12 protein-coding genes are annotated in these 15,234 nt (G+C 60.3%); 1 reads left to right on the top strand and 11 read right to left on the bottom strand.

All coding sequences use genetic code 11. The features are described from left to right. Positions 1–9 precede the first annotated feature (9 nt). The 11 genes from ABNT42_RS07385 to ABNT42_RS07335 form a co-directional block, all read right to left on the bottom strand. Entirely contained in the window at positions 10–1,950 is a 1,941-nt protein-coding gene (locus tag ABNT42_RS07385; RefSeq protein ID WP_348695977.1) for a tetratricopeptide repeat protein, read from the bottom strand. Positions 1,951–1,959: 9 nt separating this feature from the next. Further along, positions 1,960–2,565, bottom strand: coding sequence for a toll/interleukin-1 receptor domain-containing protein (locus ABNT42_RS07380; RefSeq protein ID WP_348695974.1), 606 nt, complete (start codon positions 2,563–2,565; stop codon positions 1,960–1,962). 101 nt (positions 2,566–2,666) lie between these two features. After that, a complete protein-coding gene (locus tag ABNT42_RS07375) occupies positions 2,667–4,646 on the bottom strand; it encodes an ATP-dependent DNA helicase (protein ID WP_348696108.1) in 1,980 nt (659 codons plus the stop codon). Between the two features lie 80 nt (positions 4,647–4,726). Next, positions 4,727–4,927 carry a DUF465 domain-containing protein gene (locus tag ABNT42_RS07370; RefSeq protein WP_155433481.1) on the bottom strand — a complete coding sequence of 67 codons (201 nt, stop codon included), beginning with the start codon at positions 4,925–4,927 and terminating at the stop codon, positions 4,727–4,729. 110 nt (positions 4,928–5,037) lie between these two features. After that, positions 5,038–5,727 (bottom strand): hypothetical protein, encoded by a 690-nt coding sequence (locus ABNT42_RS07365; protein ID WP_348695971.1) that lies wholly within the window; start codon positions 5,725–5,727, stop codon positions 5,038–5,040. A 15-nt stretch (positions 5,728–5,742) separates the two neighbouring features. Next, positions 5,743–6,840 carry a cell division protein ZapE gene (gene zapE, locus ABNT42_RS07360; RefSeq protein WP_348695968.1) on the bottom strand — a complete coding sequence of 366 codons (1,098 nt, stop codon included), beginning with the start codon at positions 6,838–6,840 and terminating at the stop codon, positions 5,743–5,745. An 86-nt stretch (positions 6,841–6,926) separates the two neighbouring features. Next, complete coding sequence (gene lpdA / locus ABNT42_RS07355; RefSeq protein ID WP_348695965.1) at positions 6,927–8,357, bottom strand: dihydrolipoyl dehydrogenase; 1,431 nt, start codon at positions 8,355–8,357, stop codon at positions 6,927–6,929. A gap of 6 nt (positions 8,358–8,363) precedes the next feature. Then, positions 8,364–8,690, bottom strand: coding sequence for a PspC domain-containing protein (locus tag ABNT42_RS07350; RefSeq protein WP_348695961.1), 327 nt, complete (start codon positions 8,688–8,690; stop codon positions 8,364–8,366). Between the two features lie 54 nt (positions 8,691–8,744). Further along, positions 8,745–9,998, bottom strand: a complete 1,254-nt coding sequence (odhB, locus tag ABNT42_RS07345) for a 2-oxoglutarate dehydrogenase complex dihydrolipoyllysine-residue succinyltransferase (protein ID WP_348695958.1) — start codon at positions 9,996–9,998, stop codon at positions 8,745–8,747. A gap of 111 nt (positions 9,999–10,109) precedes the next feature. Next, complete coding sequence (locus ABNT42_RS07340; protein WP_348695955.1) at positions 10,110–12,965, bottom strand: 2-oxoglutarate dehydrogenase E1 component; 2,856 nt, start codon at positions 12,963–12,965, stop codon at positions 10,110–10,112. 259 nt (positions 12,966–13,224) lie between these two features. After that, on the bottom strand, positions 13,225–14,169 hold the full coding sequence (locus tag ABNT42_RS07335) for a LysR family transcriptional regulator (RefSeq protein ID WP_348695952.1): 945 nt from the start codon (positions 14,167–14,169) through the stop codon (positions 13,225–13,227). Positions 14,170–14,273: 104 nt separating this feature from the next. On the opposite strand from ABNT42_RS07335, the gene ABNT42_RS07330 reads away from it, so the two are divergent. Continuing rightward, positions 14,274–15,146 (top strand): MBL fold metallo-hydrolase, encoded by an 873-nt coding sequence (locus ABNT42_RS07330; protein WP_348695949.1) that lies wholly within the window; start codon positions 14,274–14,276, stop codon positions 15,144–15,146. Positions 15,147–15,234: the final 88 nt, after the last annotated feature.

Genomic DNA, 15,234 nt, shown 5'->3' with positions numbered 1-15,234 from the left:
AAATTTGTGTCAGCGACTGCGCCGGCGACTCTGGGCCGGTATGCCATCGAGCGCCAGTATCTGCTCGGCCGTCAGGCTGGCCGTATCGGGGCCTAAAGGCTGCAAGGGTTGCAAAGGCTGCAGCAATGCTTCGTCATAGGCATCGAGCGCGCCTTGCTGGCGCAGTTCCGGCACCAGATCCGCCTGGCCCGGATGCTGGCCCGCGTGGCTGCCCGTCTGGCGCAGCAGCTCGGCCAAGTCGGCGCGCGCCTGCCGCACGGCCGCATGGTACAGGCCATGCTGTTTGATACTAATTTGCAACACTGCATCGAGCAGAAGGTGCGCCACGTCCGGCTCATCGAGTTGCAGCATGGTGCGTGCCAGTGCCGTGCAGCTGGCCAGCGTCTCGGCATGTTCGCTGCCCAGGCAGCGCTTGCGGGCTGCCAGCAAAGGCTCCTGCACACTGCGCGCCGCGGCGTATTCACCCTGACGGAATAACTGGGCTGCCCGCTCGCTCTGGCAGGCCAGCGTCAGCCGGTGCTGCTCGCCCAGCAGACGGACGTATACGGCCAGTACTTCATCGTGGATCAGCATGGCCTGCGCCGCCAGCCCGCGCGCGCCCAGCGTCAGTGCCAGTGCCGTGCGCGCGGCCAGCGTATCCGGATGCTCGCCGCCCAGCAGCCGGTCGCAGGCTTCGGCCACACATTCCTGCAGTATCTGCGCCTGCTCCAGCCGGCCTGTCTGGTACTGCACGGCCGCTAGCGCGCCCTTGCTGGCCAGCGTTTCCGGCTGTTCCGGCCCCAGTACCTGCTGGCGCAACTGCAAAGCCTGTTCGAAGCAGGCACCGGCCTGCGCCCAGCGCTGCTGCGCGCAATACTCCTGCCCTAGCGCCTGTTGCGACTGGGCTTGGGCCAGCGCCAGACTGTTACCACTCAACTGGGCCGCCAAGCCCTTGTACTGTTCCAGTGCAGCCAGTTCCGGGCGTGACTGCCACGGCAGATAGCCGGGCTCCAGCCAGTCCAGCAGGCTTTCATACGAACGTGCCAGCGTATGCCGGTCGCCATGGGGCGTGGCGCGCACCGCCAGTTGCTGCACGCCATCGCGGCTCTGCTGCAACTGGACTTCGTCGCAATAGCTATCGAGCGAAATCTGGCGCAAGCCATAGCAGTCAGCCAGCAACTGTTCCAGCTGCGGCTGATAACCGGCGAGCTGCTGGCCATCGCCATGGCGGCGCAGAGTGCGCAGATGCGCATCATCGCCTTCCAGCTGCACGGCCACGGGATACACCAGCAGGGGGCGCTGCTCGTCTTCGTGGCTGCAGCGATAGCTGGTAGCCCTTGCCACCATGGCACAGCCCTGCTCCAGACTGGCCGGCTCCGGCCCGAACAGCATCACCAGCTTGCGCGGTAGCAGCGTCGTGCACAGGCCGGCCGTATCGCTCTGCCCGCCGCCGGCATCCACCAGCACATGGCGGAAGTGACAGGCCATCTGTGCGGCAAAGCAGCGGAACAGTGCGGGGCAACGCTGAAACAGCGCTTCCCAGTCCAGTGCCGCCAGCCGCTCGCGGTACTGCAGGTCGAGCCGGCCGGCCGGCATCAGGTACAGCTGGCTGGCCTGATCCACCCTAGTGACATACTGTTCCCAGTCCAGCGCTGCCAGCACTTCGTAGGCCAGCAGCGTGTCGTCGTGGATCCCGCTGGGCTGATATTGCGCCAGTTGCGCGGCGCAAGCTTCGAACAGTTCCAGCACGCCCCCATGCTGGCATGGCGCCGCGAAATACTGGTGCAGCGACGGTGCCTGCAGATCCCAGTCTATCATCAGCACGGGACTGTAAGCGGCGCGCCGGCGCGCCAGCAGCAGCGCCAGATTAGCCAGCGCCGCACTACGGCTGGCGGCGTCGCGGTAGGCATAAAATGTGATGACTTCGCCGTGATCGCTGAGCGGCGGTAGCAACAGGGCCTGGGTATCCATGACTGACCTTTAGCGTGGGAAATTAGGGGGAGGAAGTACCCGCCATTCGGGCGGGATATCGGGCAGGACAAACTTGCTGCAATCGTGACGGGGCGGCATATAGCGCTTCAGGCAGTGGTAGTGCTCGGCGATGCGCAGGACGATTTTTTCTATTTCCGGTAGAAACTCGGGATTGGATTTGAAGGAATTGCTGGCCAGCGTGTAGCGGGAAAAATCCACATACATGCCCGGCCCCGCGATCTGCGGTGGCAGACCGGCCGGATGGCGCGTCATGATGACGGGAATGATCAGGTGGCTGGGCAGGCGGTACCAGGCGCTGCGCTCCGCTTCAATGCGCTGCATGGCGGCATATTCGCGCCGCGTGTAGGCATGGGCTTCGTAACGGGGCGTGTAGATCACGATCATGCACACGCTTTCGCACAGGGCGCGGGCGATGCGCTGGTCGAGATCATCGCCACCGCCCAGCTGGGCGCTATCGACGAACAGTTCGTCTTCGTTATCGAAATGGGGTTCCAGATAGCAGGCCAGAGCTTCGATCAGATCGCTCTTGAAGCGGCTCATGTATGCGTGATGGCCATGGGCATAACTGATAAAACAGCCGTGTCGGATTGCCATGACATCCTCCGTAACTGCACGCCAAACGGTGCAGCGCAGAGTTCACTCTAGCGCCCGGCGCTGGCACGCGTTTGTGCCAGCGCAAAGGTGTGCGCGGGTGTTCAGGACTGGAAGAAGGCGATCACATCGGCCTGTTCGCGCGTACGCTTGAAGGCCGGCAGGCTTTGCCAGATACGTTTGCCGTAAGGCTTGGAGATCACGCGCGGGTCGCACAGCATCAGCACGCCGCGATCGCCGACATCGCGGATCAGCCGGCCAGCGCCCTGCTTCAGATTGATGATGGCTTCCGGCAGGGTGTGGTGCATAAAGCCGTTCTTGCCCTGCTTTTCCATCACTTCGATGCGGGCCGCCAGCACGGGATCATCGGGCGGTGCAAACGGCAGCTTGTCGATGATTACCAGCGACAATGCATCACCGCGCACGTCCACCCCTTCCCAGAACGACTGGCTGCCGATCAGCACGCCGTTACCGGCCGCGCGGAACTGGTCCAGCAATTCCGTCCGGCCTTTATCACCCTGTACGAACAGGGGGAAGTTCAGGCCGCGCCGTTCGAACTCGTCGCGCAGCCGTTCGGCTGCCCGCTTGACGGCGCGCAGCGTGGTGCACAGCAGGAAGGTACGGCCACCGGCCGCTTCGATGACGGGCAGGGCCAGATCCAGCACGGCATCCGTATAGCCCATGGAATTCGGATCAGGCAAGCCTTGCGGCACGTACAGTATGCCTTGCGATCCGTAATCGAACGGGCTGGGCCACGTCATCGACGGTTCGCCTGTCAGGCCCATCTGCTCGGCGAAGTGACTGAAATCGTTTTTCACGGCCAGCGTCGCCGAAGTGAAGATCCAGCTACGGGGCACGCCTTCGCGCTGGCCATTGAAGATGGGCGCGATCGACAGCGGGGTCTTGTGCAGCTGCAGCGACGAGGCATAGGCTTCCACCCAGAATACCGCTTCCGCGCCCTTCTCTACCCGTGCTTTCGGATCGAATTTCCAGTCGCGTAACTGCTGCGCCAGCTGCAGCCCGCGCTGGCGGCACTGTTCCAGCGTCTCGGCCCGTTCGGCCTGCGTCTCCAGCACGGCCAGCATGCCGTCCAGCTCATCCTTGAGAGTTTCCAGTGCGGGAAAAAAATCGCTCGATGGCGCAATCTGCGGCAGCGACAGGCGCACGATATCCTGCGGGAAGGTCAGGCGCAGATCACGCGCGGCTTTTTCCACCACCGTCACCGTCTTGCCCCAGTCGGCGCCATCGCGTGCATGAGCCAGCCCTTCGGCCAGCACATCGCGGCACAGCTCCAGCACTTGCGAGGTGGAAAAGGTGTCTCCGAAGAATAGCGTGGCAGTATCGGGCAGCTGGTGCGCTTCATCGAAGATCACCGTGTTGGCCGAAGGCAGTAACTCGGCCACACCGGAGTCCTTCAGCGCCACATCGGCAAAGAACAGGTGATGGTTGACCACCACCACATCGGCCTGCTGGGCTTCCTTGCGCGCCTTCATCACGAAGCAGTCCTGATAGTACTGGCATTCGGCGCCCATGCAGTTGTCACGGGTGGAGGTGACCAGATTCCAGATCAGGGCATTTTCCGGCACCCGCGCCAGTTCCGCCTTGTCGCCGGAATTGGTCATTTTCAGGAAGCGGGAAATTTCGCGCAGATGCCCCACATCGTCACGCGAAGTCATGCGGCCATTCTGCAGCGTGCGCTCCAGATGGTAGTGGCACAGGTAGTTGGAGCGGCCCTTGAGCAGCGCCACCGACACAGGCGCCTGCAGCGCCGCGCGCACAGTGGGGATATCGCGCAGGAATAGCTGGTCCTGCAGATTCTTGGTCCCCGTGGAGATGATGGTCTTGCCGCCCCACAGCAGGGCCGGCACCAGATAGGCAAACGTCTTGCCCGTACCCGTGCCTGCCTCAGCGATCAGCGTGGTCTGGCTATCGATGGCAGCCGCCACGGCCTTGGCCATTTCGGTCTGGGAGCGGCGCGGACGGAAGTCGCCCACAGCCGGGCCCAGCGGGCCACCGGCACCGAACAGGCGTTCGACCTCGGCATCATGTTTTCCCGGGGGAGTTTCGGCAATCTCGCCGACCACAGCATCAGGTGCGGTCGCGGCGGACGGAGATGGGTGTTGAGTCAAAATATACTAGCTAGGCAGGCGATACGGCTCGCAACTCAGGCCGGAACGTCCGGCACCAGTTGCATCTTGAGCAGAGTGATATGGTCTTTCAATTGCAGCTTGCGCTTTTTGAGGCGGCGCAACTGCAGCTGGTCATGGTGACCATCGAGCGTCAGCATGTTGATGACGGCATCCAGATCGCGGTGTTCAACGTCGAGTTCTATCAGACGACGCTGGATATCAATTACATCAGCCATAATTCTCGGTCTCTACCCACACAAAAGTTTCACTGAAACAAGGAGTACTACTGCAAACTGCGTCTAGTTTAATCTACCCGCGCCGCCCAGCCAAATAATGCTGCTATGCGTCACTTTTTCGCTGCATCGGCCTTGCGCTGTTCCGCTTCTGCTTTCGCCGCGTGCTTGGCCTCGTTTTCGGCCTTTTTGCGCGCTACTTCAGCCTGACGGCGCTGCGATTCCTGCTGCTTGCGCTCGAAGTTGGCCACGTTTTCTGCCCGCTTGCCCGCATTCGCCGCATCCTGCGCTTCCAGCTTCTTGAGCTTTTCCGCATGACGGGCTTCACGGTCCACCACCGGCCCGGTCACAGGCGGCGGGCGTGGCGTATCGTCTACTACCTTGGCCGGCTTGGGCGGCAGCGCCGCATGCTGGGCCTCTTCTTCCGCATCCTTGCGTGCCCGTTCGGCCAGATCTGCATCGCGCTTTTCCACCGAGTCGGCGCGCTTGAAGTGCTCGGCATCGACTTCGGCGGCACGCAGCACGGCCAGCGCTACGCGTCGCACTTCCTTGGCATCGCCCAGACAGGCATTGACAAAGAAACGCTCGTAGCAGACCCGCTCGGCATCGGCAAACTGCTGGTGCACCACGGCACGCTCCTGCTCCACCTGACGCAGGGCAGCATTGGCCTGCTCGACCGACTGCACTTTCGGCCAGCGCGCCGCGGCCTCAGCGGCCTGCGCTGGCAGCGCCATACCTAAGCCTAGCGTCAGCATCACCAGCAACGCCAGACGCTGCGCCTTCGATTTACTTGCAATGAACATACACTTCCTAAAAAACTAGGCCAGCGCTGCGGCAGTCGCGCGCTGTTCCTTATCCATATATTCCTGCGACTGCATCTCGACAATACGCGAGACGGTGCGGTGGAATTCGTTGGCCAGCGTGCCCGTGGTGTACAACTGCTCGGGCTCCACTTCGGCCGACATCAGCAACTTCACGCCCTGATCGTAGAATACATCGATCAGCCACGTAAAGCGGCGCGCTTCGGACGACTGCGCAGCCGACATCATCGGTATGCCGGACAATATCACGGTATGGAAGCGGCTGGCGATTTCCAGATAATCATTCTGCGAACGGGGGCCGCCGCACAGGGTGTTGAAATCGAACCAGATGGTGGTGCCGGCGCGGCGCAGCGCCCGGATTTCGCGCGCTTCGATGCGGATCACAGGATCTTCATCGGCACTTTCGGCCACCCGTGCATAGGCCTCACGCAGTGCTGCATCGGTGTCCGCATTGAGCGGGGTGTAATACGACTCGACCTGCTCGAGCGCACGGCCACGGTAATCGATACCCGCATCGATATTCATCACATCGAGCTTTTCGTACAGCAGCGCAATAGTAGGCAGAATGCGGTCACGGTGCAGCCCGTCCGGATACAGCAGCCGCGGATCGTAGTTGGAAGTCATGATGAAGGACACGCCGTTATCGAACAGCGCCTTCAGCAGGTTGTACATGATCATCGCATCGGCCACATCGGAAATGTGGAATTCATCGAAGCAGATCAGTCGGTATTTTTTAGCGACGCGCTTGGCCACTTCGTCGAGCGGATTGGCCACGCCTTTCAGATCGTCGAGCTGGCGGTGCACGCCGCGCATGAATTCGTGGAAGTGCAAACGGGTCTTGCGCACCACCGGCACCACCGAATAGAAACTGTCCATCAGGAAGGACTTACCGCGCCCTACCCCGCCCCACATATACACGCCGCGCGGCACATCGGGCCGGTTGATCAGGCGCTTGAAGGTGCTGGAACGCTGGCCTTTGTAGGCCACCCATGCGTCATAGCACACTTGCAGACGGTCAACAGCCATACGCTGGGCAGCATCGGCCTTGAAATTGCGCTGCTCAAGCGCATGCTGGTAAAACTCTTGGACGTTCATGAGATTCAGTTATGTACTGCGAGTTCTGTACTGCGCAAAAGAAAAAGGGCGGACCGCAGCCCGCCCGCAGTCCGCTAGAGGATTGCTTAGAAGTTCAGGGTACGCTTATCGATCGCCAGCGCAGCCTCTTTGGTGGCTTCCGACAGCGATGGGTGAGCGTGGCAGATACGGGCGATGTCTTCGGCCGATGCCTTGAATTCCATTGCCACGACAGCTTCCGAGATCAGTTCCGAAGCCATAGGGCCGATGATGTGCACGCCGAGGATTTCGTCGGTGGTGGCATCGGCGAGGAATTTCACCATACCCGAGGTATCGCCCAGTGCGCGTGCACGGCCGTTCGCGAGGAACGGGAAAGTACCGGCCTTGTACGCCACGCCAGCAGCTTTCAGCGCCTGCTCGGTTTTGCCTACCCAGGCGATTTCCGGCGAGGTGTAGATTACCCAAGGAATGGTGTCGAAGTTGGTATGACCGTGCTGGCCAGCGATACGCTCGGCCACGGCAACGCCTTCTTCTTCCGCTTTGTGCGCCAGCATCGGGCCACGTACCACGTCGCCCACAGCCCATACGCCCGGCAGATTGGTTTTGCAGTCGCCGTCGACGGCCACGAATCCGCGCTCGTCCAGTGCCAGACCGACTTTGTCAGCGCCCAGACCATTGGTGTTCGGGGTACGGCCGATCGACACGATCAACTTGTCGAACACGGCGGTCTGTGCTTCGCCCTTGGCGTTTTCGTACGCCACGGTGACATTGTTGTCGCCCTTGGTGATGGCGCCGATCTTGCAGCCCAGATTGATCGACAGGCCCTGTTTGGTGAACAGCTTCTGCGCTTCTTTGGCGATCTGCTCGTCAACTGCGCCGAGGAACACTGGCAGGCCTTCCAGCACGGTCACTTCCGCGCCCAGACGGCGCCATACGGAGCCCATTTCCAGACCGATCACGCCAGCACCGATCACGCCCAGCTTGGCTGGAACTGCGTCGATCGCCAGTGCGCCCGTGTTCGACAGAATCAGTTTCTCGTCAAACGCTGCGCCCGGCAGTTCACGTGCATTCGAACCGGTAGCGATAATCACCTGTTTACCCGTGATGGTTTCGTTGGCAGGTGCCGAGATGGCCAGCGGGTAGCCTTCAGCAGTCGCTGGACCAGCGAAAGCGGCGCGGCCATGGAAGAAGGTCACTTTGTTTTTCTTGAACAGGAACAGGATGCCGTCATTGTTCTGTTTGACGACGGTGTTCTTGCGCTTCAGCATTTGCGGCAGGTTCAGGGACAGGCCGGCTACATCGATACCGTGTTCCTTGAACGCATGGCCAGCGTGCTCGTAGTGTTCCGACGATTGCAGCAGGGCTTTGGAAGGGATGCAACCGACGTTGGTGCAAGTGCCGCCCGGTGCAGGGCCGCCCTTTTCATTTTCCCATGCGTCGACGCAGGCGACCGAGAAACCCAGTTGGGCTGCACGGATGGCAGCGATATAACCGCCGGGACCGGCGCCGATGACTACTACGTCAAATTGTTTGCTCATTATTGTTTATCCTATGGTTTCTTCTTCTGGCACAAAGATCCAGAGCAGAATGTACAGCGCGATACCGAAGCCGAAGGTCAGCACGAACATCACGAACAGCAGGCGCCAGATCCACGTCTCGACGCCACTGATGCGACCGAGGCCGCCACACACGCCACCCAGCCAGCGGTCGCTGTTGGAGCGACGCAGTTTGCTGATGTCGTTGGAAAGCTGCTCGCCGCCATAGCTACCGCTGCTGAGCAGCTTGGCCTTGGCCGCAGCGAACTCTGCATCCGACAGGGCGCCGGACTGGTGCAGTTCATGCAAACGCTTGATTTCTTCGGAAACGCTCATGGTTCTTCCTCTGAATGGCGTTCCGGCACAGGGGCCGGAACGCACTAGCGGTGATTACAGTTCCAGCAGCAGGCGAGCTGGATCTTCCAGCGCTTCTTTCATAGCTACCAGACCCAGCACAGCTTCGCGACCGTCGATGATACGGTGGTCGTAGGACATGGCCAGATAGTTCATCGGACGCACCACGATCTGGCCGTTTTCGACGACAGCGCGATCTTTGGTGGCGTGCACGCCCAGAATGGCCGATTGTGGTGGGTTGATGATCGGGGTCGACAGCATCGAACCGAAGGTACCGCCGTTCGAGATCGAGAAGGTACCGCCGGTCAGGTCGTCCAGGGTCAGCTTGCCTTCTTTAGCCTTGGCGCCGAATTCGCCGATTTTCTTCTCGATGTCAGCGATCGACATCTGGTCGGCATTGCGCAGAATAGGCACCACCAGACCGCGTGGCGAACCCACAGCGATACCGATGTCGAAGTAGCCGTGGTAGACGATGTCGTTGCCGTCCACCGAAGCGTTCAGGATAGGGTATTTCTTCAGAGCGGCCACAGCAGCTTTAACGAAGAAGGACATGAAGCCCAGCTTGACGCCGTGCTCTTTCTCGAACTTGTCCTTGTACTTGTTGCGCAGGTCCATGACTGGCGCCATGTTGACTTCGTTGAAGGTGGTCAGAATCGCGTTGGTCGATTGCGATTGCACCAGACGCTCGGCGATACGGGCACGCAGACGGCTCATCGGCACGCGCTCTTCCGGACGGTCGCCCAGGTTGGCAGCGGCAGGTGCAGCAACTTGTTGCAGTGCTGGTTTAGCGGCAGGAGCAGCCAGCGGAGCGACGGCCGGGGTAGCCGGTGCCGAAGCAGCCAGTGCGTCACCCTTGGTCACGCGACCATCTTTGCCCGAACCGGCTACGTCGCTAGCGCTCAGACCTTTTTCCGACAGGATCTTGGCAGCGGCTGGCATAGCCACGTCGCCTTTGTTACCACCGGTAGCGGCAGCTGGGGCAGCAGCAGCGGCAGGAGCGGCAGCTGGTGCAGCAGCGGCAGCGGCTGGGGCGGTTGCGCCGGCAGCAGCTTCGGTGTCGATCACAGCGATCACTTCGTCAGCAACCACGGTGCTGCCGTCGCCTTTGATGATTTCAACCAGCACGCCAGCGGCCGGTGCTGGCAGTTCCAGTACCACTTTGTCGGTTTCGATGTCGATCAGGTTTTCGTCACGGGCAACTGCTTCGCCGATTTTCTTGTGCCAGGTCAGCATGGTCGCTTCTGCGACCGATTCCGACAGTTGAGGTACTTTAACTTGAATTTGTGCCATGGATAACTCCGTATATTGTGTAATGGCGCTCCGCTACATGCTTGCGGTCACGCCTGTATAAACATTGATTCTGTCAGGCGCCATGCCGGATCAGGCATGGCGCCATGGGGCTTATTTGGTCAGGATGAAACCTTTGAGCTTCGAGAAAGCCGTTTCCAGCAGATCTTTTTGCTGGGCATAGTGCTTGTCGTAGTAGCCGACGGCTGGCGATGCCGACGCTGGGCGACCGGCGTAAGCCAGACGCTGACCGGCTTCCATGCTCTCGAAGATGTTGTGCTGAATCTGGAACCATGGGCCCTGATTCTGCGGTTCGTCCTGTGCCCATACCACTTCCGTCGCGGCTGGGAACTTTTTCAGTTCGGCAGCGAACGATTTGTGCGGGAATGGATACAGCTGTTCCACACGGATGATGGCGGTATCGGTCTGGCCGCGGGTCTTGCGTGCGTTGACCAGATCGTAGTAGACCTTGCCCGAGCAGGCGATCACGCGTTTGACTTTCTTGGCGTCGATTTTCTCGTCGACTTCACCGATCACGGTCTGGAACGCGCCCTTGGCCAGTTCGGTCAGCGGCGTACCGGCATCCTTGTTACGCAGCAGCGATTTCGGCGTGAGGATGACCAGCGGTTTGCGGAACTGACGCACCATCTGGCGACGCAGCACGTGGAAGATCTGCGAGGCGGTGGTCGGTTGTACCACTTGCATGTTGTTGTCTGCGCACAGCTGCAGGAAGCGCTCTGGGCGAGCCGACGAGTGCTCTGGGCCCTGACCTTCGTAGCCGTGTGGCAGCATCATGACCAGACCCGAAGCACGACCCCACTTCACTTCGCCGGAGCTGATGAACTGGTCGATGACAACCTGAGCGCCGTTGACGAAGTCGCCGAACTGGGCTTCCCAGATGGTCAGGGTGTTAGGTTCTGCGGTCGAGTAGCCGTATTCGAAGCCCAGTACCGCTTCTTCCGACAGCACCGAGTCGATCACGGTGAATGGTGCCTGACCTTCGGCGATGTTCTGCAGAGGCACATAGGTGCCGGCATCCCAGCGTTCGCGGTTCTGATCGTGCAGCACAGCGTGACGGTGAACGAAAGTACCACGGCCAGCATCCTGACCGGTCAGACGCACAGCGTAGCCCGAAGCGACCAGCGATGCGAAGGCCAGGTGTTCGCCCATGCCCCAGTCCAGATTCAGCTCGCCGCGGCCCATGGCAGCGCGGTCAGCCAGCACTTTTTCCACCAGTGCGTGGACTTTGAAGTTTTCCGGTACGGTGGTGATGCGGCCAGCCAGACGTTTCAGTTCGGTCATCGGCACGGCGGTATCGGCGCTGTCGGTCCACTTGCGGTTCAGGAACGGCAGCCAGTCAACGGCGAACTTGTTCTTGAAGTTGGTGATGACCGGATCAACGGTGTGCTTGCCGGCGTCCATGGCGTCACGGAAGGCCGATTGCATTTTTTCGCCGCCGTCGGCAGGGATCACAGCTTGTGCAACCAGTTTGTCCGCATACAGTTTGCGGGTGCCTGGGTGCTGGCCGATTTTCTTGTACATCAGCGGCTGGGTCAGTGCCGGGGTATCTTGCTCGTTGTGGCCCAGTTTGCGGTAGCAGATGATGTCGACAACGATATCTTTCTGGAACTGCAGACGGTAGTCCATAGCGATCTGCGAAGCCAGAACCACGGCTTCAGGATCGTCGGCGTTCACGTGCAGCACAGGTGCTTCGATCATCTTGACGACGTCCGAGCAGTAGATGGTAGAACGGGCATCGCGCGGGTCGGAGGTGGTGAAACCGATCTGGTTGTTGATCACGATGTGCACGGTACCGCCGGTGCCGTAACCACGGGTCTGGGCCAGATTCAGGGTTTCCATCACAACGCCCTGACCAGCGAAAGCGGCATCGCCGTGCACCAGAATTGGCAGCACTTGCTTGCCAGCGTGGTCGCCGCGGCGATCCATACGGGCTTTGACGGAACCTTCTACCACTGGGTTGACGATTTCCAGGTGCGATGGGTTGAAGGCCAGCGACAGGTGGACAGGACCGCCAGCGGTCGAGATGTCCGACGAGAAGCCCTGGTGGTATTTCACGTCACCGGCTGGCAGGTCGTCGCCGTGCTTGCCTTCGAATTCTTCGAACAGTTCCTTAGGCGATTTGCCCAGGGTGTTCACGAGCACGTTCAGACGGCCGCGGTGGGCCATACCGATCACGATTTCCTGCACGCCTTTTTCACCGGCGCGCTGGATGATTTCGTCGATCGACGCGATGAAGGTTTCGCCGCCTTCCAGCGAGAAACGCTTTTGACCGACATACTTGGTGTGCAAATAACGCTCCAGACCTTCTGCAGCGGTCAAGCGCTCCAGAATGTGCTGCTTCTTCTCTGCGGTGAAGTTAGGCGTCGAGCGGATCGCTTCCAGACGCTCTTGCAGCCAGCGTTTTTCGGCCGGGTCGGAGATGTACATGAACTCGGCGCCGATCGAACGGGTGTAGGTATCGCGCAGGAAGTTCAGCAGGTCGCGCAGGGTCGCGGTCTCTGGGCCGAAGTAGGTGTTGCTGATGTTGAATACGGTGTCCATGTCCGCATCGGTGAACCCGTAGAAGCTAGGATCGAGTTCAGGGATAGCAGGACGCTCCTGACGCTGCAGCGGGTCCAGATTGGCCCAGCGCGAACCCAGATAGCGGTAAGCCGCGATCAGCTGGGTGGCGGCCACGCGTTTGCGGCCCATTTCGGCGTCGGCCGAAGCAACCACGGTACGGATAGGACCGGCTTTCGCGCGTTCGGCGAAAGAGGCGATCACGGAAGCGTGAGCGACGTCGGGTTTGTTGGAACCATCGACGGCCGGGACGTGCTGCATGGCGTCGAAATAGGCGCGCCAGTTGTCTGGCACGGAACCTGGATTGTCGAGATACGCTTCGTACAGTTCTTCAACGTACGGGGCGTTCCCACCAAACAGGTAGGAGTTGGACGTATATTGTTGCATCATATTGCTCACCTTTCTTCGCGCTTCGCGAGGAATTAGCGGGTTAATCTAACCTTCCGCGACACGGCCTGACCGGTTAGCGGATTGCACATCAAGTTGTGGGGAAGGGCTATATTTCTTCAGGTACTACAAAAATCGGTCATTCAGGATAGCACCGGTATTGTATCCGAACAACCATTTGTGCGGCAAAAAGCCATGAAAACTTGCGTTTTAATGTGGCATTAAGCGTCGCAACAGGGTATCGACAAGCGAAATGTTTTCATTATTCTAAGCTTACCCTGCCACGACGGCGCGCGGCAGGCGTGTGTGCCAGCCAGCTGGCATCGTGCTGGAACCAGTCCGCCAGAAAGTCCAGCAAAGCGCGCAAAGCGGCCGACATATGCTGGCGCGAGGTATAAATAGCGTGAATACCCATCTGTTGGGGTGTGAATTGCGGCAGAAGCTGCACCAGCTCGCCACGGTCTATCATTGCCATCACGCTATACCTGGGCTGCAATACGATGCCTGCACCATGCAACGCCGCCCTGAGCAGACTGGTATCTTCATTGGCCGACAGGTTGCCGCTGACGGGCACGGACAGAGTTTCACCGTGAACGTCGGTAAATTGCCACAGACTCTTGCCGAAATAGCTATACGTCAGGCAATTGTGGCGCGCCAGATCGGCCACCTGCCCCGGTGTGCCGTGACGGGCCAGATAGGCTGGTGCCGCACAGATCACCGAATCGCACTGGGCTAACTGGCGCGCAATCAGGTTAGGCTCAAGCGCATTGGTAATGCGCAGCGCCAGATCGATGCGTTGCTCGACCAGATTCACCGCGCGGTTATTTATCTGCATGTCCACCGTGGTGTGCGGATAGCGCTGCAGAAACGCCGTCATGGCCGGTGCCAGCACGGCCTGCGCCAGCGACTGCGAGCAACTGATGCGCAGCAGGCCACGCGGCGCGCCCTCCTCCACCGCACCATCGAGCGCCATATCGTCAGCCAGTTCCAGCATGCTGCGGCAGCGTGCCAGTGTCAGCGTACCGGCATCCGTCAGGCTCAGGCGGCGGGTGCTCCGGTGCAGCAGGCGGGCGCCGGCCCACTGCTCCATTTCCGCCAGATAGCGTGTCACCATGGCACGCGACATATCGAGCGCATCGGCAGCGGCAATCATGCTGCCCCGTTCAGCGATGCTGACAAACACTTTAGCGGCGGTAATCCGGTCCATACATTCGTCCGATTTATGCAATTAATTGGTGAATGATACGGCGTTTTTCTACCGGATCAAGCAATTTAAGATGACGTCATTCCAACCCAACACGAAAGACCATCATGATCAAGCAAACTCTGCAAGCCGTTGCCAGCACCGCCCTCGCCGCCACTGTCGCCAGCGCCAGCGCTGCCCCGCTCAAGGTGGAAGTCTTCAATCCGGGCGAAGCAGCCATCTTCCCGGTCGCCTCCGTGCTGGTCAGCGGCGCCAAGGATGCCGTATTGATCGACGCCCAGTTCTCGCGTGGCGAAGCACTGAAACTGGTCGAACAGATCCGTGCCAGCGGCAAGCGCCTGACTACCGTGTATGTGAGTCACGGCGATCCGGATTTCTACTTCGGCCTCGACGTCATCCACGCCGCATTCCCTGAAGCCAAGATCGTCGCCACCTCCTACACGGTGGCTGCAATCGAAAAGAAAAAGGATGCCAAAGTAGCGTTCTGGGGCCCTATCCTGAAAGACAATGCACCGTACAGCATCATCGTGCCGCAGGTGCTGCAGGGCGACCGCATCGAACTGGAAGGCGAAACCCTGCAGATCGCTGGTCTGCAAGGTCCGGCACCTGAGCGCAGCTATGTGTGGATTCCATCGATCAAGACGGTAGCCGGTGGCGTGGTGCTGTTCCACGACCTGCACGTGTGGACCGCCGATACCCAGACGCTGGCCTCGCGCCAGCAATGGCTGGCCACGCTGGACGGCATCGCCGCCCTGCAGCCAGCCACCGTGGTGCCGGGCCACTACAAAGTGGGCAGTGCACTGACGCCGGCCAGCATAGGCTTCACGCGCGACTATCTGGTGAAGTTTGAAGCAGAGACGGCTGCGGCAGCCAACTCGGCCGCGCTGATCGCCCGCATGCAGCAACTGTATCCGCAAGCAGGCCTCAAAGCAGCACTGGACACCAGCGCCAAAGTAGCCAAAGGCGAAATGAAGTGGTAAATGTCGTGCCAAGAGCGGCAGCCTAAAACACCGGGCAGGAAGCGCCTGTCCGGTGGCGCAACTAGACAAATGCATCTAGATATTTTAA

It is taken from the genome of Duganella fentianensis, from assembly GCF_964031615.1.
In the GTDB taxonomy this organism is placed as follows: Bacteria; Pseudomonadota; Gammaproteobacteria; order Burkholderiales; family Burkholderiaceae_D; genus Rugamonas; species Rugamonas fentianensis_A.
This window is presented reverse-complemented; position numbering and strand designations above follow the sequence as displayed.